The sequence below is a fragment of the Paenibacillus mucilaginosus 3016 genome (assembly GCF_000250655.1).
Lineage (GTDB): Bacteria > Bacillota > Bacilli > Paenibacillales > NBRC-103111 > Paenibacillus_G > Paenibacillus_G mucilaginosus.
The window spans coordinates 7,490,821-7,510,610 of record NC_016935.1 but is presented as its reverse complement, the minus strand read 5'-3'; the positions used below and the strand labels follow the sequence as shown (position 1 = coordinate 7,510,610).

Below are 19,790 nucleotides of genomic sequence, written 5' to 3'. Positions count from 1 at the left end.
ATGAAAGGAGTAGACCATGCTGCTGCGAGTTAAGGTCTTGCTGCTTCTTATCGCTACTTTCATGATGCGGCCGACCGCTTTCGGACAGAACCTGTCAAGCTTGGCCATGGTGCTGAGCTTGGGGGCGGTCTACTTCCACATGGTAGAGCAATCCATCATCAAAAATGTCCGGTTCACCCGGCACATTCAGTTCGTTCTCGTCGTCAGTATCATCATGTGGGTGTATTTCTTCGCCCACGCAGGGGTGCAGGGCGGCATGAACTTCGAATTCGTCATCAAGGCGGCCGTCGCGCACATTGTCATCCTGTTCTCCTTTGCGCTTGTACTGAGCGATGAGAGAGCCAACCAGAAGTATTTCCGCGGTTTTATCTTTATCATGATGGGCTTTGTCATTTCTTACTATATCAGCGTGCTGCTGACTGCCTTCGTGCCTTGGGAATCTCTCTATCTGTTCAAGATCAATGTAGAAACCTATGACTCGACGGGCAACACGTATTTTCCTTTCACGATCCTATACAGCTTCATAGAGATGCCTGGGCTGAATCTGCCGAGGCTGCTTGGCCTGTTCCGTGAGGCGGGGATCTTCCAGGCCTTCCTGATCTGGGCGATCTTCTCTTTGGAGTCCTACAATTTGAACCGCAAGTGGATTCAAACCGTGCTGTTTTTTGGCGTGGCCGGGACTTTATCCACCAGCGGACTTGCCATTTATTTCGTTGCGCTGGCCATGCGGTATTTTTTCGACCGCAGAATCGTCAAAGGCACAGTCATATTTTTGTTTATGTTCTATGCAGCCTTCTTCGCTCCGTTCATCGGGTTGAACGACAAGTCCGAGAAACTCGGCGCTTCGGTTACGGACCGTTCGGATGCCACTTGGGAAGGGATCCAGCTCTTCTTGGAGAACCCGTTCGGGGTGGGGATGTACAATATGGGGTACAACAACGCGGACCAGCTCGGCATCAATCTTCTGTCATCGAGTTATATGATCGGGATCGTCGGGGTTCTGCTGGTACTGACCGTGTACTTTGCGACGGTCTTCTGGGTAGAGGACAAAGCGCAGTACCTCGTGGCCGTCACGCCGCTGTTCCTGACCCTGCTGATTTCACAGCCTGTTCTTGACGCTCCGCTGTTCTATATCATGCTGATGGCCGCTTACAAGAAGAAGCCGAAGCCGGGTGAACTGCCATTGGAGCAAAGAATCGTGTGGCAGGAGCCGCGGACTCCGGTGGCCGGGCCATAGAAGCAAGTCATACGTTTACCCGGGAAGGGGGAGGGTCTCATGAAGCATATCTTATATATTCAGCCTTATGCCAGCCAGGTCGGCGGCGTGGATACGGTGCTGCTGCAGCTGGTGGAGGGACTCGACCGGTCGCGTTACCGCGCATTCGTACTGCTTCCCGGTCCGAGTCCTTACGTGGCCAAGTACGAAGCGGCCGGCGCTACCGTGCTGTTCGGACAGCTGGCCGTCTTCGGCAAGCCTACGGACCTGTTCTATTATCCGCGCAATCTGGCTAAGCTGTGGGTCACGGTTCGCACGGTGATGCGGGTAATCCGCGAACACCGGATCGATATCGTGCACTCGCACAAAATGGAGCTGATGGGCGGCAACATCGCGGCCAAGCTGATGCGCGTGCCGGCGGTGCAAACCGTTCATGAGCTTCCGCGCAGGCCCTTGTTCGCATATCAGGCGGTAGGGTACCTCAATCACTATTTCAATGATAAGGTCATCGTCCTGTGCGAGCGGAGCAAGATTATGTTCAACTGGGGCTCACGGGTCTCGGACAAACTGCTCAAGATCTACAACGGCATCGACTTCAAAAAAGAACTCGCCGCACTGGGCGGCAGCGATATCCGCCGCGAGCTCGGCATTCCGGCCGACGCGCAGGTGGTCATTGCCGTGGCCCGCTTGTCCCCGATGAAGGGAATGGAATACTTTATTCAGGCTGCCGACCGGCTCAAGAAGCAGGGAAGGCCTTATCACTTCCTGATCGTGGGGGACGTAGCCTTCGATCACGAGAAGGCTTATAAGCAGAAGCTGATGGATCTGGCCGAGGGAGCCGGGCTGAACGGTACGCTTCACTTCCTGGGGCTGCGCAGGGACGTTCCTGAGCTCCTTCGGCAGTCGGACCTGTTCGTCCTGCCTTCCGTCTACGACATCTTCCCTACGGTCATTCTCGAAGCGATGAGAGCGGGTCTGCCCGTCGTGGCGACCGATGTTGGCGGAGTGCCGGAGATGGTCAGGGAGACGACCGGCGCGCTCGTTCCTGCGGAAAATCATGAGACGCTGGCCGATGGCATCGCGCGCGTGATGGATGGGGATTACCGGGCGATGGGCGAGAGAGCCCGCGAGCTGGTAGAGGTCGAGTTCTCGAGAGAAGTTTACGTACGCAAAACAACCGACATATACGAGGAGCTATGGCAGTCGTATGAAAAATATAGTACGGCTAGATCTGTATAATCAAGACGGCTATTCCAGGGGACGCAGCGGGATCGTTGTCCTCTTGTGGTGGCTGGTTCAGGGCAGCCTGTTCCGGTTCTCGCTGCACAACATGTACGGCTGGCGGAGGTTTCTGCTGAAACTCTTCGGAGCCCGGATCGGAGCGGGAGTGCGGGTAAGATCCACGGCCCGGTTTACCTACCCGTGGAAGGTGAGCATTGGGGAGCACTCCTGGGTAGGGGATTACGCGGAGTTCTACAGTCTCGACAGCATAGAGGTCGGAGCCCACTGCGTGGTGTCACAGCAGGCTTACTTGTGCACGGGCTCACATCGAATGGACGATCCGAATTTCGGATTGATTACGAAGCCGATTGTGCTGAAGGACGGCGCTTGGGTGGCCAGCCGTTCCTTTGTTTATCCGGGCGTTACGATCCACGAAATGGGTGTGGTTGGCGCCTGCAGTACGGTTACGAAAGATGTGGGAGCCGGTGAGGTACATATCGGTTCTCCGGCCCGCTTCAAGAAATACAGATTCGAGGATAAGAGGTAGCCATGAAGAAAAAAATCGTATTTGTGATCAATTACTTTTACCCGGACTTCGCGTCGACGGGACAATTGATGACGTCACTCTGCCTGCATCTGCAGGACAAATTCGATATTACGGTAATCGCTGCACAGCCGGGGTATGCAGGCCAGAAGTCGGAGGTGGCCGAGAGGTTCGCCACCGACTATCTCGAGAATATTCGAATCGTAAGAATCAAACTCCCTGTGCTTGACAAAAGCAGCAAGTGGAGCCGCCTTCGCTATATTACCAGCTATTTCTTCCTGGCTACCTGGGCTATGCTCATGGAGAAAAAGACGGACATTGTCTATACCATTTCTTCTCCTCCGATCCTCGGCGGTCTGATAGGAACCATCGGCAAGGTCCTGAAGAGAACCAAGCATGTCTACAATATTCAGGACTTCAATCCGGAGCAGGCGGAAGCCGTCAGCTTCACGAAGATGAAATGGATGTACAGCCTCGCGCGGGGGCTCGATAACCTCAACTGCAAGCTGGCCGACCATATCATCACGGTGGGACGGGATATGCAGGAGACGCTTGCCAAGCGCTTCGGCTACCGCGGCGTGCCGGATAACTCCGTCATCAACAACTGGACCGAGGAGAACGAGATCGTGCCTCTGACGAAGGACCATCCTCAGGTACGCGCTTTCCTGGAGGAAAACGGGCTGACGGACCGGTTTATTGTCATGTATTCGGGGAACTTAGGTCTATACTACGATCTCGAGAATATCATCACCGTAACCAAACATTTTGCGGATGACGAGCGTGTCGCCTTCGTCTTTATCGGTGAAGGGGCCGTCAAGGGCAGGATGCAGCAGTTCGTGAAGGAGCATGGGCTGAAGAACGTCCTCTTCCTCCCGTACCAGCCGAAGGATTACATCCGCTACTCGCTGAATGCGGCCGACGTCCACCTGGTCGTCAACCAGAAGGGCATTAAAGGCGTCTCTGTGCCCAGTAAGATCTATGGGGTCATGGCCTCCGGCAAGCCCATTCTGGGCGTCCTGGAGAACGGCAGCGAAGCCCACAGGCTGATTATGGAGAGCGAGTCGGGATATGTTGTCGAACCGCAGGATTACCGGGGCATCACCGCATGCATCGAGGCCATGGCAGTGACAGATTCCGCCGAACTTCGCCGAATGGGACTGAATGGGAGGACTTACCTCGAATCCTATCTGAAGAAGGAACAATCGATAGAGAAGTACAGTTTGCTGCTCGAGAGCATCTGAGGTGTCTAACGCGGTCCCGGTTCGAATAAGCGAGAATGACATGGAACCGCGTCGGATTTCCAAAAAATACTTGACAAGATACACTATGTATCATAAATTTAAAGTGTGTTTTCGATACATTTCGTATCTCGACATGTCGCTTTATGAAAATATATGAAAATAAATACACAAATCGGATGGAGGACCATTATGGAACTGAAGCAGTACGGCAAAATGATTCTCAAGCGAATATGGTATATTCTAGCGTTTGTACTTATCGCGAGTGTGGGATCAGGCTTTTTCAGTTACTACTACGTCAAACCGGTTTATGAGGCTTCCAGCAAGATCATCGTCAACAAATCGAATGACGTCAACGATGAACTGAATGTCGGAAGCATCGATATGAACATCCGCCTCATCAATACGTACAAAGAGATTATTCTCACCCCGGCCATTATGGATAAGGTCGTCGCTCAATACCCGGACTTGAAACTGAGCACCGAAGAACTGATGAGAAAGATCAAAGTCAGCTCCGTCAATAACACCCAGGTAATGACATTAATTATGCAAGACACCTCCTACGAACGCGCAGCCAAAACCGTCAATGCGGTAGCGGAAGTGTTCAAAGCCGAAATCCCCCCAATTATGAAGGTCGACAACGTTACCATATTGAACGAAGCCAAGACAATCAGCAATCCTAGCCCAGTCAAACCGAATCATATCCTCAATACGTTAATCGGGTTGATCGTCTCCCTGGTTCTTGCAACCGGCGTAGTATTTGTTATTGAGTACATGGACGACACGATCAGAACCGAAGCGGATGTGGAACACGTCCTTCAGCTGCCGACTCTGGCTGTCATCATGAAGGCCACGAAGACGGACATGAATTCAAGCAAGCCTACTTCCACGATCAATCGTACCGACTCCCCGGCCGTTGCAGCCAATCAGTAGTTCCTGAAGGATCTCTCCATTTATCAGGTAATGTCTACTGTACCTTTATCACTGTAGGCACTCGGCCATGCTGTGGGTTTCGTAGCCTTAGACGCGAGTCGTCAAGGGTGTGGCGTGAGGAAGGGTTCAATGCCCTGTTTGCATGAATGCTTACAAAGCAGTGCAGACTGACCGGCAGCCGCGTTCCTCTTAAGGAAGGCGCTGTTGGCTCCTCATAGAAGCACAAGTTATGCAGTCTTGATGCATGAGAGACTGGGTGATCGCATATGCCGCTCGCAGCCTGCGGATTTGGAATCAGGGCGGACTCGAGAAGGACCATCACACCGAGTAGAGCTTCACTACGTGCAGCTTTATGTTCCAGCGGTAAGAAAGCATAACTGGTATCTTTTATGATACGATTCGTATCGTGGATAAAGATAGTATGGATCGGCCCAGAGCCTACAATAGTGGAGGTAGAAAACCATGAAGAAAGTAAGAAAAGCAATCATTCCCGCAGCGGGTCTCGGCACGCGTTTTCTGCCTGCAACCAAAGCCATGCCTAAAGAAATGCTTCCTGTCATTGATAAGCCTACGATCCAGTACATCGTGGAAGAAGCCGTCGCTTCGGGGATCGAGGATCTCATCATCGTAACGGGCAAAGGGAAGAGAGCGATCGAAGACCACTTCGACCATGCCTTCGAGCTGGAGAAGAACCTGGAGGACAAGGGCAAGATCGACCTGCTCCGCGAAGTTCAGCGTTCCGCCAGAGTCGAAATTCACTACATCCGTCAAAAAGAACCGAAAGGTCTCGGACACGCGATTTGGTGCGCAAGAAGGTTCATCGGTGACGAGCCGTTCGCCGTTCTGCTCGGGGACGACATCGTACAAGGGGATACGCCGTGCCTAAAGCAGCTGATCCAGGAATATGAGAAGTCACAGAGCTCCGTGATCGGGGTGCAGCCGGTATCCCTGGAAGAGACGCAGCGTTACGGCATTATCGATACGGGCACCAAAAACGGCCGGCTCTATGAAGTACAGAACCTGGTGGAGAAGCCGCCGCTCGGCAAGGCGCCGTCCAATCTGGCCATCATGGGCCGTTACGTGCTGACACCGCGCATCTTCGATTTCCTGGCACTGCAGGAGACGGGAGCGGGCGGAGAAATCCAGCTGACCGATGCGATCCAGAAGCTGAGCGAAATCGAGAAGGTTTATGCGTATAACTACAGCGGCGTAAGATACGACGTCGGTGAGAAATTGGGATACATTCTTACGAACCTGGACTTTGCCCTGAAGAACAAGGAGCTGAACCAACCGCTCTTGAAGGCACTGGAAGAGCTGGTCGCACTAGAAGAAGCAGCCGAAACAATCGGGTAGAGGAGGATTCCAATGAGCGTTCCGAATTTATCAGAAGAGGGCAAAGCCCTCGAATCCGGAGAATATTATTCAACCGCCGCTATCAATCAGGGGTACGGGCATAATGTGTATCTGGCTATGAAGCGAATGATCGACATCGTAGGAGCTATCGTCGGTCTGGTGATTACAGCGCCACTTTTTATCATCCTCGCGATTCTCATCAAGCTTGAAGACCCGAAAGGCCCCGTATTTTTCAAACAGCAGCGTGTAGGCAAGAACGAAGCGCTGTTCCACATGTTCAAATTCCGTTCCATGGTCTCGAATGCGGAAGAACTGCTTGCCCAGCTGCTCAGCCAGAATGAAGTCAGCGGTCATATGTTCAAAATGAAAAACGACCCGCGGATTACAAGAATCGGCCGTTTTATCCGTAAAACCAGCTTGGATGAGCTTCCGCAGCTGTGGAATGTGCTGAGAGGCGACATGAGCCTTGTCGGTCCGCGTCCGCCGCTTCCGCGGGAAGTGAAAGAGTATTCGAACTACCACAAACAGCGTCTCTCCGTTACGCCCGGCTGCACTGGGCTCTGGCAGGTTAGCGGAAGAAGCCAGCTCGGATTCGAAGAAATGGTCGAACTGGATTTGAAGTACATCGCAAACCGCAATTTGTTCTTTGATATAAAGATCATCTTAAAAACGGTGAAGGTACTGTTGGGATCAAAAGACGCATTTTGATATTTTACCGGAGGTCTCCAATGAAGAAAATCATATTTATTACCAACAGGCTTCCATTTCCCAACACCGATGGACGAAAAAATCTGCTTTCCCAGTATCTCACCCAAATCAAGGAGATTCATCCGGACAGCGAGATTATCAACATCTCCTTTGTGGATGATCCGAAGTACCTGAGCGCCAAGCCGAAGCTTATCGACAGAATCATTACCATCGATTCGCCGGGTTTCTTCGAGAAGGTCTACAATGCGCTGGTCTATTCGCTCCTTCTCCGCAAGTGGCCTCTTCAGGTATCAGTCTACTACAGCAAGAAAAACCACAAGCTGATTGCCAAGACGATCCAAAAAGAGAATCCCGCTTACGTTATCTACGATATGGTGCGTGTTGCCGAGTATACGGAGAAGCATCCCGCGAAGACAATCCTGAGCTACGACGATCTGCTGTCCCTGCGCTATCAGCGGCAGCTGGAGTGGTTCAAGTACATTCCTTCCGTGTTCGGCGGATTTGCCGACAAGCTGCCCAAGTTCGCACGCGGAGCGGCGGAGCTGAAGTTCATTCAGAAGGCTTTGATCCGTCTCGAGAGCCGGCTGCTTGAGAAGTATGAGCAATCGGTGGCCGCACGGTTCGATCACTTGATCTTCACCTCTCCGAAGGAAGCGGAACACTTCAAGGATATCGTGCGGCATGAGTCGTGCCACGGCATTCCGATGAAGATTGATCCGATTGCCGCAGACGGTAGTGTTGGGGCACGCCAGTACGATCCGAACAAAATCGTATTCGTCGGTAAAATGGATATTCCGCATAACTGCTCCGCAGTCTTTTACTTCTGCGAGAAGATTTGGCCGAAAGTCAAGAAGCACCAGCCGGATGCGAAATTCTACATTGTCGGGAAGAATCCGACCAGAGAGGTGCTTCAGCTCGAAAAGCAGTATCCAGACGTTATTGTCACGGGGGAAGTGAATGATGTTAAGAAGACCGTGATGGATTCGGCACTGATGATTGCTCCGCTGCTCTTCGGTACGGGCATCAAGACGAAGATCGTCGAAGCCATGTCCTGGGGCATTCCGGTTGTAACCAATGCCATAGGCAGCGAAGGCATCAATGCGAGCCACCGGAAAGATTTGTTTATCAGCGAGAATGACGAGGAAATGGTCCAGCACATCCTTCAGCTTCTGAACAATGCGGAGATGAATCATTCGATGTCCAAGAACTCGATCGATTACGTGTCCCAGCACTTCAGCAGTACGGTAACGAAGGAGAAACTGCAGCTGATCCTGGTCTAGCAGCAACAGAAATTTGAGAATACAAGTGTGGTGCCTCTGATGAAATCGCTCATCTTTTCCTTATTTTTTATAGGGATTGCCGTATTGACCTACGACAGTTTGCCTTATTTCGAGTTTTCGGTATATCGGCCGATAGCAATGTTTCCGCTGTTTGCAGCTTCCGTGCTGATGCTGTTCGAAAGATTCCGGTTTCATCAGGGCGATATCTTTCTCATCGCGTTCTTCATCTACAGCTGCAGCAATTCCTTAATCAAGGCAGCCGTTTATAATGATTTGTCCAGCAGTATGGAGCATATGATCACGCTGGTCATCGGGATCTCGATCTATCGAGTGGCCATGTATGCGGGACGGCACATCAAGGAGCAGGCTGCCGGTACCCAGACCCTGAACAAAGCATTAATGATTGCATTTGTCCCAGCCATTCTAGCCGGTTTCATGCAGTTCTTCGATGCCTTCTTCGTTCACAACGGGTTCTCCAAAGCACTTACCTCGCTGTTCTCCGAGCAGGTATACCACAACCGGATTCAGATGCTGTCGGGCGAGCCCTCCTGGGCGGCCTTGCATATGATTACCGGCGGGCTTCTGATCTACTTTCTGTACGACAAGCAGAACAAGAGGTCATGGATGGTTATCGCTTTAGCCCTGCTGCTCATTATGACGTTCTCCGCCTACGCCTACGCTGTTATCCTGATCGCCTTCTTTATCTACATGCTGATTAACAGTAAGCAGCGCCTTAAGATGCTCGTCATTATGGGTCTGATGTTCTCGTTCATCTTTGTTCTGGTTCCTTTCCTCATCAAGACGTTTGGGGTAAGCGGGTATTACACCCACCGGTTCAATCTGGATAACATGAGCCTCGACTACTTGATGAGAACGGACAATTCCTTCTTTGTCCGGTTTGTCTTCCCGGTCATCGGCTTCATCGAGTTCGCCAGACATCCGCTGACGGGTATGGGCGGTGGGTTCTACTACAGGGAATTCGCCGACACCCTGCTTCAGTATTTCGATGTGGGGCTGAAGTTCCGCGAAGTCAGCGACATGGTGCTTCGCACGCCGGAGATGGCCACTTCGAGGAACCTGTACGCCAAGCTTTTCAGTGAAGAAGGCTTCATCGGGGTCGTACTGTTCTTCGGATTCCTGGTGTCCATCTTCAAGCAGAGCTGCACGACACAGTACAGCAAATTCGTATTTGCCATCTGCCTGTCGTCGGTTATGAACTTTGATTCGTACGCTTTTATTGATTTTTGGCTGTTGATCGGATTGATCCGCGGCGGATTCTTCGCAACTGAACCGGGGCTTCCATTGGTACCGGTGAAGGTCGCGATTCTCATCAAGCTTGAAGACCCGAAAGGCCCCGTATTTTTCAAACAGCAGCGTGTAGGCAAGAACGAAGCGCTGTTCCACATGTTCAAATTCCGTTCCATGGTCTCGAATGCGGAAGAACTGCTTGCCCAGCTGCTCAGCCAGAATGAAGTCAGCGGTCATATGTTCAAAATGAAAAACGACCCGCGGATTACAAGAATCGGCCGTTTTATCCGTAAAACCAGCTTGGATGAGCTTCCGCAGCTGTGGAATGTGCTGAGAGGCGACATGAGCCTTGTCGGTCCGCGTCCGCCGCTTCCGCGGGAAGTGAAAGAGTATTCGAACTACCACAAACAGCGTCTCTCCGTTACGCCCGGCTGCACTGGGCTCTGGCAGGTTAGCGGAAGAAGCCAGCTCGGATTCGAAGAAATGGTCGAACTGGATTTGAAGTACATCGCAAACCGCAATTTGTTCTTTGATATAAAGATCATCTTAAAAACGGTGAAGGTACTGTTGGGGGAGAGCGAGTCGGGATATGTTGTCGAACCGCAGGATTACCGGGGCATCACCGCATGCATCGAGGCCATGGCAGTGACAGATTCCGCCGAACTTCGCCGAATGGGACTGAATGGGAGGACTTACCTCGAATCCTATCTGAAGAAGGAACAATCGATAGAGAAGTACAGTTTGCTGCTCGAGATATCATGCTGATGGCCGCTTACAAGAAGAAGCCGAAGCCGGGTGAACTGCCATTGGAGCAAAGAATCGTGTGGCAGGAGCCGCGGACTCCGGTGGCCGGGCCATAGAAGCAAGTCATACGTTTACCCGGGAAGGGGGAGGGTCTCATGAAGCATATCTTATATATTCAGCCTTATGCCAGCCAGGTCGGCGGCGTGGATACGGTGCTGCTGCAGCTGGTGGAGGGACTCGACCGGTCGCGTTACCGCGCATTCGTACTGCTTCCCGGTCCGAGTCCTTACGTGGCCAAGTACGAAGCGGCCGGCGCTACCGTGCTGTTCGGACAGCTGGCCGTCTTCGGCAAGCCTACGGACCTGTTCTATTATCCGCGCAATCTGGAGGTTGTCAAAGAGTTCGGCGTCAAGCCGGATAAGATTGCGGTGATCCCGCACGGCCACTACCAAGGGGTCTACGGGCACCAAGGAAAGAACTACCGTGAGATCTACGGCATTCCCGAGGATGGCTATGTGTATCTCTTCATCGGAGCGATCAAGCCTTACAAAGGAGTGCAGCAGCTCGTCGAATCCTTCAACCGGATCAAGAGCGCGAACACTTACCTGGTGGTCGCGGGCAAGCCGTCCAAAGAGATGGAGGAGGTTCTGTCCCGGTATCAGGGGCAGCAGAACATCGTCATGGATCTGCGCTTCATCCCGGATGAAGAAGTGGCCGACATCATCTCCATGTGCGATTCCTTCGTCCTTCCGTTCCAGGAGATAACGACTTCGGGATCGGCAATCCTGGCTCTGAGCTTCAAGAAGCCGATCGTCATTCCGAAAACCCCGTTCGTAGACGAGTATTTCACTCCGGAGATTGCTTCCATCTACGATCCGAGCAAAGGGGAGCTTCTGGAGGACGCCATGAAGAAGGTACAGAAGGTGGATCCGGACCAAGTGGAGCCCGTTTATGAGCATATTCTGGCCCGGCTGGATTGGAAGAACATTGCGATGCAGCTCAGCGAGATTTATCAGAACCGGCCTGCTCCGAGCATCAGCAGGGCATTAGACAAAGGCTAAAATACAAAAACAAAAGGATAGAGGGTGGCTTCATGAAAATCACTGTGATTGGTACGGGTTATGTTGGCTTGGTCTCCGGCGTTTGCTTTGCCGAACTTGGGAATGAAGTCGTATGCGTGGATAAAATCAAGGCGAAAATCGACAGCCTGAACCGCGGTGAGGTGCCGATCTACGAGCCGGGCATCGAAGAGCTCATCGAGAAGAACACCAAAGAGGGCAGACTTTCGTTCTCCGATAATCTGACCGAACCGGTGGAGAACTCCGAGATCATTATCATCGCCGTAGGAACACCGCCTCTTCCGAATGGGGAAGCCGATCTGCAGTATGTCGATCAGGTAGCCCGCGATATCGCTCTTGCGATGAACGGCTACAAGATCGTCATGACGAAGAGCACCGTGCCGGTTGGAACCAACGAGCGAATCAAGGGCATTATCTCCGAACTGACCGCGCATCCGTTCGATGTCGTCTCCGTTCCGGAATTCCTGAGAGAAGGCTCCGCGATCAAGGACACGCTGAACCCGGACCGGATCATCATCGGTTCCGACAGCCCGAAAGCCCAGGAGCAGATTACCCGCCTGCACCAGCCGCTGACCGACAACATCATCATTACGGACATCCGCAGCGCTGAGATGATCAAATATGCTTCCAACGCCTTCCTCGCGACGAAGATCTCGTTCATCAACGAGATTGCCAACATCTGCGAGAAGGTGGGCGCGGACGTGACCAAGGTAGCCGTCGGGATGGGCTATGACAAGCGGATCGGTTCTTCGTTCCTGCAGGCCGGTATCGGTTATGGCGGTTCCTGCTTCCCTAAAGACACAGGCGCCCTCATCCAAATTGCCGGGAATGTCAACTATGAGTTCAAGCTTCTGAAAGCCGTCGTCGACGTCAATACCGATCAGCGCTTCAACGTCATTGCGAAGCTGAAGGAATCGCTCGGCGATCTCAAGGACCGCACCATCGGCATCTGGGGCCTGGCATTCAAGCCCAACACGGACGATATCCGTGATGCGCCGGCTATCGACATCGTGGAAGCCCTCGTTGCGGCGGGAGCACGCATCCGCGTGTATGACCCGATTGCGATGCCGAACTTCAAACGTGTCGTCCAGCATGCGTCGATCGAATGGTGCGATGAGCCTTACGAAGTGGCAACAGGCTGCGATGCGGTCTGCCTGCTGACCGAGTGGGATGAATTCAAGAATGTCGACCTGATCCAGGCGGAAGCCCTGATGAAGCAGCCGATCCTGATCGACGGACGTAACGTGTTTTCCAAAGAACAGATCGAAAAAACCAACTTCAGCTACTACTCTGTCGGCCGTCCGAGCATGACGAGACACTATAGAGAACCTGTAAACAACTAATAAAAATAGATAGAGGGAGTGATAGCATGAAACTCGTATTGTTATCCGGAGGATCCGGTAAACGTCTGTGGCCCCTGTCCAACGATTCCAGATCGAAGCAGTTCCTGAAAGTCCTGGTCAATCCGGAGAATGAAATGGAGTCCATGGTGCAGCGCGTATGGCGCCAGCTCGGAGCAGCCGGATTGTCCGAATCGGCCTATGTGGCGACAAGCAAAGCCCAAGTGGAGATGATCCAGAGCCAGCTCGGCTCCGCACCGATCATCGTAGAGCCGGAGCGCAGAGACACGTTCCCTGCGATTGCCTTGGCCGCTACGTACCTGTACTCCATCGTAGGCGTGAGCCTGAATGAAGTGGTGACGATTCTGCCGGTTGACCCTTACGTGGATGAAGCATTCTTCAACAAGATCAATGAGCTGGAGCAGCTTGTCCTGAGCACGAATGCCGACCTGGCGCTGATGGGGGTAACGCCAACCTATCCGTCGGAGAAGTACGGCTATATCGTTCCGAAGAACGGCAGCGAGGCCAAAGTGGGCGCTACGGATTACCACGTGGTGGACCGCTTTACGGAGAAGCCGGACGAAGAGACGGCGAAGGCCCTCATCGAGAACAGCGCTCTGTGGAACTGCGGCGTATTCGCCTTCAAGCTGGATTACATGATCAACCACCTGATCAACAAAGGCTACCCGATTCAATATGAGGAAATGGTCAAGCAGTATGACAAGATGACCAAAATCAGCTTCGACTACGAAATCGTAGAAAAAGCCGAGAAGCTCGTCGTGACCGCCTATGACGGTTACTGGAAGGACCTTGGCACATGGAACACGCTGACCGAGCAGATGGACACCGATCAGATCGGGAAAGGCCTGATCTCCCCATGCTCGACCAATACCCACCTCGTGAACGAGCTGGATATTCCCGTTGTCGTGCTTGGACTCGATAACGTTGTGGTTGCGACTAGCCCGGACGGCATTCTGGTAACCGAGAAGAATGCGAGCCCTAAAATAAAGGATATGCTGAAGAACATGGAACAGCGTCCGATGTACGAAGAAAGACGCTGGGGTTCTTACCGCGTACTCGACTATAAAAAGTTTGCCGAAGGCCAGGAGATCCTGACCAAGCGCATGTGCATTCAAGCCGGCAAAAACATCAGCTACCAGCTTCACCTGAAGCGCAGCGAAGTATGGACGATCGTATCGGGCGAGGGTGAATTCATTCTCGATGAGAACTACCGTAAAGTCAAAGCGGGAGATGTGCTCGTCATTCCGGTCGGCGGCCGCCACGCCATCCGCGCCATCACGGACCTCGAGTATATCGAGGTGCAAAGAGGCAGCGAGCTCGTGGAAGAGGACAACATCCGTCTGTATCTCGAATGGTCCGAGATCATGGAACAAAGCAAACCGGTCTAAGAATCCTAAGGAATTGGAGAGAGTTCGATGAAGGCAACCATTGCCATCTGCACGTACAACAGAGCGAATGATCTGGAACTGGCGATCAGGAGTGGATTGGATCAGGATTTTGACCCGGAAGCATTCGAGATCATTGTTGTGGATAACCGCTCGACGGATCATACGGCAGAGCTCGTGGGTAAATTTAGCGAATCTCATCCATCCCAAGTTCGATACATCTATGAAGAGAATCTGGGATTGTCCTATGCGCGCAATAGGGCTATGAGTGAGGCCAGAGGGGAATACATCCTCTTCCTGGACGATGACGCGATTGCGAGCAAGCAGTGGATCAAGGGTCTTCTCGATGTATTTGAGAGCGATCCGCTGGTTGGGGTCGTGGGCGGACGCATCGATCCGATCTGGGAAGGCGGAGAGCCTGATTGGCTGCCCCATGAGTATAAGACGCTGTACACGGTCCTGGATTATTCCGACAAGCTCACCGAAATGAAAGCTCCGGCGATCCCATTCGGCGCGAATGTGGCGTTCCGGCTGAGCATGTTCAAGGAATTCAAGCCTTTCCGCGTGGACCTGGGGCGTGTGGGAACGAACCTGCTGTCCAACGAGGAAAGTGAATTGATCGGCCGGCTCCGTCAAAAGTACAAGGTGTATTACACGCCTAACGCGCCCGTCAAACATAAAATTGCAAAGGACCGCTCGACGAAAAAGTGGTTCCTGCGCCGCATTTATTGGCAGGGTGTAAGTGACGCGATCCGCTCGGAGAAGAAGACGAACGTGTTCCTGAAGTCCAATGTCAAGATCGCCCTGGCTGGAGTGGGACTGCTCTTCTCGTTCTTCAATGTGAGAAGCAGAGTGAAGCTGATGGTCAAGATCCTTTACGGGAACGGAGCGATAGCAGGCGTACTTCGCACGTACAAGGGAGCATAGCGAGCGAACGGCCAAAACGTTGACGGTCTCCGGAATGTATTGTATAAATATATAGATATCGATACGAAATGTATCGTTCGGATGGGTGAGTACTATAGATAACGGGACAGCAAGTTTTTGGAGATGCCGGCTATGAGCGTAATGATAATTAAAAAGGTGTTCCAGGGAAAGGGGATGGCTGGTACTATTCTTAAGCTCAAAGCTACCCTGAAAATAACTCATAGCGTATAGCCTAAAAAGGCAGCACGAAACTAGGCGCAGCTGCTTCAATTTTTTAAAAGCTGCGTCTTCCTCCAAGTAATGATGTTATTTCAGAACTAAGATACTTCGGTAGTGGCCAAAGTAACAGAGTATCCTAAGTTTTCTAACTTTCGAACCGTCTGTCTGACAATGGCGTCTTGCTTTCGCTTCTCAAAGTAATCAGAGCCTAAATCCGTGTAATCTTCCTGGCGTGTTATCAGATAGTCCGCTGCCTCCGTTGCGGTTGACGATATTGTCCGCAACATGAAAATCGCTGAACGTATCCCCGGTGATCCGGATTCCGCCGCTGCTGCATTCCGTAATCAGATTGCTCGTCACCACGACTTCATTCACTTGTTCATTCGCGCTGAAGTCGAGGTGAATCCCATAATCGCCGCATTTGCGAAAGGTGTTGCTGCTTATCGTCAGATAATCGCTGTGAATCACATAAATCCCGGAGTTCGTGGCCAGGTCGGGATTGCTTCCAATATCATGGATCGTATTGCCGGTGATGTTGATGTGGGAGGCGTTGTCTTCAATATGGATGCCCTGCTGGCGGCAGTTGGCAATGATGTTGCCCGTGATGGAGATATAGGTTCCGCCGGCAATACCGATTCCGAAGCCGGCGTTGACAGTGGAGGAGAGTTCAGGGGGACAGGAGATGTAGTTTCCGTGGATCGAGATATTGTAGGCCGCATCGAACGGTTCGCGGTTGACGCCCATCATTTGAATGGGACTGTTGATTTCGATCGCATCACCGCTGATATTGACAAAATGGTTGTTCATAATGCGCAGGTCCGTCAAGTCGTTCGCATTAAGATTTGTAAGAATACCATAGATGACCCCATCAAACCGGCAGTCCGTAACCGAAACATGTTGAATGCCGGGTCTGTCTAGATACACGGCTTGTGCGGTTGCCCCGGTGAACGTGCACTTGCTGATCCGGGTATGCATGGTATTGGCAGCCCAGAAGATGCCAATCCCTACTTGAGGCGTATCATACCGGACGGTCAGCTCTTCCACGGCGGTATGGTTGCCGTTAATCTGAAGAATCGTAACGTTAGCCGGGTTGCTGTTGAAAATAACCGTTCCGGGTCCGGCACCGCGTACGATGGGCCCTTGAATGGTGTTGTTGTAGGACTTAGGTCCATTATGGGCTGAGGAGAGACGGCTGCTGTTTCGCTTGGATACTCCTGGGGTATTGTACTATTATGATGTTGCCCCCAAGTAGGACTAACTCTGGTAAGACCGCATACAGTTTAAATAGCAAGACTTTCCGCAACCTACTCCTACCCGGCAAGCAGGATCAACGAGAACAGCGAAGTGAAAGGGGCTGCACCATGAAGAAGTATTCCAATCGCCTTTATACGGTCCTATTATTACTCATTCTTCAATTTGCCACGGTTTTCAGCACAAGTACCGCTTGGGCTGAAGGGGATTGGGAGAAGAAAGCATCGATGAGCCATGCGAGGTACGGGCAGGGAGTGGAACGACTGGGGAATTTGATCTATTCGGTTGGTGGGGAAGACGATTCGGAGAGAGGTTGTTGCAGCCGGCTCCGTTGTAACGAAAGATGTGCCGCCGGGCTGTGTGGTGGCGGGCTCGCCGGCCAAAGTGATCAAACCCATCGGCGGGTGGAAATAAATATAAAGCGTGGGATAACCGGTTTCCCGTGAAGCGCGCGATAGATCAGGATTCGTTTTCCTTTCGGTGTCTTGGGGGCAGATGGTGGACGTATGGATTGAGGCGGCGGTTTTTTTGCGGGATAGCTGTTTTTATCTTAATTTCTGGGCGTGCCGGCCGGCCGCTTCAGTCTAAGGAGAGGCATGTAATATGCTGTTTAACAGCTGGGAGTTTTTTGTACTCTTGCTCATAACTTTCGGGTTGTACTATATTCCTGCTCTGCAGAAGCTGCAGATCCCGATCTTGATTGCCGCCAGTTTGGTATTCTATGGATACCATCAGCCTGTATTACTGCTGCTGCTCTTACCAATTTCTCGATGCTGTTGATCACGACGTTAACTTCCATCATTACAGCCCGCATGCTGGGGGTGGAAGGCAAAGGTGAATTATCCGCCATTCTGTTCTGGCCGACCTTCATCGCCGGATGTATCGGCTTCGGTCTGCCGACATCTTTAATCTACAATTTAAAACAGGACAGTAGCCGGGCTTCGGATTACCTCCGGCTCTCGATTCTGTTCCAGATTCCGGTGAGTATACTGGCCGGAGTGGTGGCCTGGTTCGGATTGCCGATCTGGCTCAGCGAATATTCCGCTACGGCGGTGCGGCTGGCCCAATACTATACGGTATTGACGGTTCCTCTGCTGCTGGCGGTCAATCTGCTGTCAGCGATTGCCCAGAGCCTCGACAAATTCAATATTTACAACGGCATCCGGCTGAATGTGCCGCTGTTTAACGTCATCGGCTTGATTGTACTGTGGCTGCTGGGTTCCTTGTCTTTGACCTCCTCCACGAATATTTTTCTCCTGACCACCCTGCTTGTCGTCACTTATTCCGTTGTCAGCCTGAGACCTTATGTCTCCATGGGGCTGAGGGGGAATCCGATCGACCGGACCGCCGTCAAACCGCTGTTCGGTTACGGCATGAAAGTGTATGCGATGGAGCTGCTGGGGACGCTGTACAATCAATTCGATAAGATCATTATCGTAGCGCTGCTGACCCCCCGGGACTTCGGATTGTATTCGGTCGTCTTCGCGCTTTCGCGGGTGTTCAATACGGTCCAGACGGCCATCAGCAACGTAATGTTCCCGAAGGTAACCGGAATGGAGCATGACAAGATTATCCGGCTGGTCGCACGCGCCTTCCGGATCTCGATGACGGTCATGGCCATTGTGGTGGTGCCGAGTATGATCATCGGCAAATTCATGCTCGGGCTGCTCTTCGGTCCCGAGTTTCTGGAAGCGAGCTCGACCTTCTACCTCCTGTCGATCGAATGCATCATCGGCGGAGGGTCCTGGGTGCTTGCATCTTCCTTCAACGCCATGGGGCGTCCGGACCTCGTACTGATCCGGCAACTGATTGCGATCAGCATTACTGTGGCGCTCTTCTTCGTCCTCGCGCCGATGTACGGGCTGTTCGGTCTTTCCCTGGCCCTGGTGATCGGGGCCGTGGTGCGGCTTGCCATTACCCTGTTCCAGATTCCGCGGGTATTTAAGGTTCCTCTTCGGAGCATTGTTTTTGATAAGGGTGACTACACCTTTATGGTCCAGACGATAAAACAAAAGATATCGGGTAAAGGAGATCGTCCTCATGAAAAGCACGAAAGCCATTCATCCAATGGATGAATTGAAGGAAAAGCTGAAGGATATTTTGAACGTAATCCCTCGCGGGTCGAACGTGTTTTACCTTGACTATCCCGTTCACAGCAACGGCGGCGACATGCTGATCATGAAGGGCACGGAGGAATTCTTCAAGGATTACAACATCAACGTGCGCGCCAGATACAGCGTGCTTGATTTCAAGGAAGGCACCGATATCCCTTCGGACTGCATCATCGTTCTGCACGGCGGCGGAAACTTCGGCGACATCTACCCGGCTCACCAGAGACTGCGTGAGATGGTTATCAAGAACTACCCTAACCACCGCATCGTGGTGATGCCGCAGACGATCTTCTACAAGAGTGAGAAGGAATACGACAAGACCGCAGCCATCTTCAACAAGCACCGTGATCTTCACGTGTACTTAAGGGATACGCTGTGCTATGAACTGGCACTGACGAAGTTCACCGGCTGCAACGTATACCTCTCCCCGGACATGGCTCACCAGCTCTGGCCGATTGCCAATCCGAAGCAGACGCAGAAGGATACGCTCTACTTCCTGCGTACGGACGTGGAGGCAGGCAACGGGCAGGCGAACCTTGAAGTGGGAAGCCCGGCCGATACGCTCGACTGGCAGACGCTCTTCACCCCATTCGATAACAAGGTAGCCAAGCTGTTCTCGAAGATGTACACGGTGAAGCGTATGGCCGGCAACAGCCTGCCGGTAGGCGCCCTCTGGTACAACTACACGGATTACCTGCTGAAGAAGGCCATTGAGCTGTTCAGCTCGTACCGGGTGATCAAGACGTCCAGGCTTCACGGGCACATCCTGTCCTGCCTGATGGATAAGCAGAACATCCTTATAGACAATTCGTACGGCAAGAACTCGAGTTACTACTACACGTGGACCCACCCCATCAAGACGGCTCAGCTTCATGTCAACGACGCCAAGAGCGATTTGGCTTAAAGAGAAGGAGGGCAGGCAATGCCCTCCTTTTTTTCATTTGTGCAACAGTAGGGGCTTAGTACTGAGAA

At 52.3% G+C, this 19,790-nt stretch carries 15 protein-coding genes and 3 pseudogenes; 17 read left to right on the top strand and 1 reads right to left on the bottom strand.

Translation table 11 applies throughout. From position 1 onward, the window contains the following. Positions 1-16: 16 nt before the first annotated feature. The 14 genes and pseudogenes from PM3016_RS31095 (at position 17) to PM3016_RS31030 (ending at position 15,237) form a co-directional block, all read left to right on the top strand. A complete protein-coding gene (locus tag PM3016_RS31095; protein ID WP_013920398.1) occupies positions 17-1,237 on the top strand; it encodes a hypothetical protein in 1,221 nt (406 codons plus the stop codon). A 39-nt stretch (positions 1,238-1,276) separates the two neighbouring features. Then, entirely contained in the window at positions 1,277-2,455 is a 1,179-nt protein-coding gene (locus tag PM3016_RS31090) for a glycosyltransferase (protein WP_014372140.1), read from the top strand. After that, positions 2,424-2,984 carry a WcaF family extracellular polysaccharide biosynthesis acetyltransferase gene (locus PM3016_RS31085; RefSeq protein WP_014372139.1) on the top strand — a complete coding sequence of 187 codons (561 nt, stop codon included), beginning with the start codon at positions 2,424-2,426 and terminating at the stop codon, positions 2,982-2,984. The genes PM3016_RS31090 and PM3016_RS31085 overlap by 32 nt, the downstream gene beginning before the upstream one ends. Before the next feature lie 2 nt (positions 2,985-2,986). Further along, on the top strand, positions 2,987-4,222 hold the full coding sequence (locus PM3016_RS31080) for a glycosyltransferase family 4 protein (protein ID WP_014372138.1): 1,236 nt from the start codon (positions 2,987-2,989) through the stop codon (positions 4,220-4,222). A gap of 189 nt (positions 4,223-4,411) precedes the next feature. Further along, the gene (locus PM3016_RS31075; RefSeq protein WP_013920395.1) at positions 4,412-5,152 is read left to right on the top strand and encodes a YveK family protein; all 741 of its coding nucleotides are present in this window, start codon (positions 4,412-4,414) and stop codon (positions 5,150-5,152) included. Between the two features lie 462 nt (positions 5,153-5,614). Then, complete coding sequence (gene galU, locus PM3016_RS31070) at positions 5,615-6,505, top strand: UTP--glucose-1-phosphate uridylyltransferase GalU (protein WP_013920394.1); 891 nt, start codon at positions 5,615-5,617, stop codon at positions 6,503-6,505. A 12-nt stretch (positions 6,506-6,517) separates the two neighbouring features. Beyond that, positions 6,518-7,213 carry a sugar transferase gene (locus tag PM3016_RS31065; RefSeq protein ID WP_014372137.1) on the top strand — a complete coding sequence of 232 codons (696 nt, stop codon included), beginning with the start codon at positions 6,518-6,520 and terminating at the stop codon, positions 7,211-7,213. 20 nt (positions 7,214-7,233) lie between these two features. Then, a complete protein-coding gene (locus PM3016_RS31060) occupies positions 7,234-8,493 on the top strand; it encodes a glycosyltransferase (RefSeq protein WP_014372136.1) in 1,260 nt (419 codons plus the stop codon). Between the two features lie 39 nt (positions 8,494-8,532). Further along, a pseudogene (locus tag PM3016_RS41220) lies at positions 8,533-9,612 on the top strand (O-antigen ligase family protein); the annotation flags it as partial. 93 nt (positions 9,613-9,705) lie between these two features. Beyond that, a pseudogene (locus PM3016_RS40475) lies at positions 9,706-10,326 on the top strand (sugar transferase); the annotation flags it as partial. Positions 10,327-10,640: 314 nt separating this feature from the next. Beyond that, a complete protein-coding gene (locus PM3016_RS31045; protein WP_014372134.1) occupies positions 10,641-11,546 on the top strand; it encodes a glycosyltransferase in 906 nt (301 codons plus the stop codon). 32 nt (positions 11,547-11,578) lie between these two features. Beyond that, positions 11,579-12,907, top strand: a complete 1,329-nt coding sequence (locus PM3016_RS31040; protein WP_014372133.1) for a UDP-glucose dehydrogenase family protein — start codon at positions 11,579-11,581, stop codon at positions 12,905-12,907. Positions 12,908-12,933: 26 nt separating this feature from the next. Then, positions 12,934-14,313 carry a sugar phosphate nucleotidyltransferase gene (locus tag PM3016_RS31035; protein ID WP_013920387.1) on the top strand — a complete coding sequence of 460 codons (1,380 nt, stop codon included), beginning with the start codon at positions 12,934-12,936 and terminating at the stop codon, positions 14,311-14,313. Positions 14,314-14,340: 27 nt separating this feature from the next. Continuing rightward, the gene (locus tag PM3016_RS31030; protein ID WP_013920386.1) at positions 14,341-15,237 is read left to right on the top strand and encodes a glycosyltransferase; all 897 of its coding nucleotides are present in this window, start codon (positions 14,341-14,343) and stop codon (positions 15,235-15,237) included. Positions 15,238-15,657: 420 nt separating this feature from the next. Here the strand turns inward: PM3016_RS31030 and PM3016_RS31025 are convergent, their stop codons facing one another. Continuing rightward, a complete protein-coding gene (locus PM3016_RS31025) occupies positions 15,658-16,500 on the bottom strand; it encodes a right-handed parallel beta-helix repeat-containing protein (RefSeq protein ID WP_014372132.1) in 843 nt (280 codons plus the stop codon). Between the two features lie 516 nt (positions 16,501-17,016). Here PM3016_RS31025 and PM3016_RS41530 point away from each other — a divergent pair. The 3 genes and pseudogenes from PM3016_RS41530 to PM3016_RS31010 form a co-directional block, all read left to right on the top strand. Further along, a pseudogene (locus tag PM3016_RS41530) lies at positions 17,017-17,121 on the top strand (acyltransferase); the annotation flags it as partial. 356 nt (positions 17,122-17,477) lie between these two features. Beyond that, positions 17,478-18,782: a lipopolysaccharide biosynthesis protein gene (locus PM3016_RS31015; protein WP_238540367.1), complete on the top strand. Its 1,305-nt coding sequence runs from the start codon at positions 17,478-17,480 to the stop codon at positions 18,780-18,782. Then, a complete protein-coding gene (locus tag PM3016_RS31010; protein WP_013920385.1) occupies positions 18,748-19,722 on the top strand; it encodes a polysaccharide pyruvyl transferase family protein in 975 nt (324 codons plus the stop codon). The genes PM3016_RS31015 and PM3016_RS31010 overlap by 35 nt, the downstream gene beginning before the upstream one ends. Positions 19,723-19,790 lie beyond the last annotated feature (68 nt).

What these genes read in the sequence shown, in the direction of transcription:
- PM3016_RS31095 (WP_013920398.1), top strand. Translation starts at nt 17, where the DNA reads ATGCTGCTGCGAGTTAAGGTCTTGCTGCTTCTTATCGCTACTTTCATG.
- PM3016_RS31090 (WP_014372140.1), top strand. Translation starts at nt 1,277, where the DNA reads ATGAAGCATATCTTATATATTCAGCCTTATGCCAGCCAGGTCGGCGGC.
- PM3016_RS31085 (WP_014372139.1), top strand. Translation starts at nt 2,424, where the DNA reads ATGAAAAATATAGTACGGCTAGATCTGTATAATCAAGACGGCTATTCC.
- PM3016_RS31080 (WP_014372138.1), top strand. Translation starts at nt 2,987, where the DNA reads ATGAAGAAAAAAATCGTATTTGTGATCAATTACTTTTACCCGGACTTC.
- PM3016_RS31075 (WP_013920395.1), top strand. Translation starts at nt 4,412, where the DNA reads ATGGAACTGAAGCAGTACGGCAAAATGATTCTCAAGCGAATATGGTAT.
- galU (WP_013920394.1), top strand. Translation starts at nt 5,615, where the DNA reads ATGAAGAAAGTAAGAAAAGCAATCATTCCCGCAGCGGGTCTCGGCACG.
- PM3016_RS31065 (WP_014372137.1), top strand. Translation starts at nt 6,518, where the DNA reads ATGAGCGTTCCGAATTTATCAGAAGAGGGCAAAGCCCTCGAATCCGGA.
- PM3016_RS31060 (WP_014372136.1), top strand. Translation starts at nt 7,234, where the DNA reads ATGAAGAAAATCATATTTATTACCAACAGGCTTCCATTTCCCAACACC.
- PM3016_RS31045 (WP_014372134.1), top strand. Translation starts at nt 10,641, where the DNA reads ATGAAGCATATCTTATATATTCAGCCTTATGCCAGCCAGGTCGGCGGC.
- PM3016_RS31040 (WP_014372133.1), top strand. Translation starts at nt 11,579, where the DNA reads ATGAAAATCACTGTGATTGGTACGGGTTATGTTGGCTTGGTCTCCGGC.
- PM3016_RS31035 (WP_013920387.1), top strand. Translation starts at nt 12,934, where the DNA reads ATGAAACTCGTATTGTTATCCGGAGGATCCGGTAAACGTCTGTGGCCC.
- PM3016_RS31030 (WP_013920386.1), top strand. Translation starts at nt 14,341, where the DNA reads ATGAAGGCAACCATTGCCATCTGCACGTACAACAGAGCGAATGATCTG.
- PM3016_RS31015 (WP_238540367.1), top strand. Translation starts at nt 17,478, where the DNA reads ATGCTGTTGATCACGACGTTAACTTCCATCATTACAGCCCGCATGCTG.
- PM3016_RS31010 (WP_013920385.1), top strand. Translation starts at nt 18,748, where the DNA reads ATGAAAAGCACGAAAGCCATTCATCCAATGGATGAATTGAAGGAAAAG.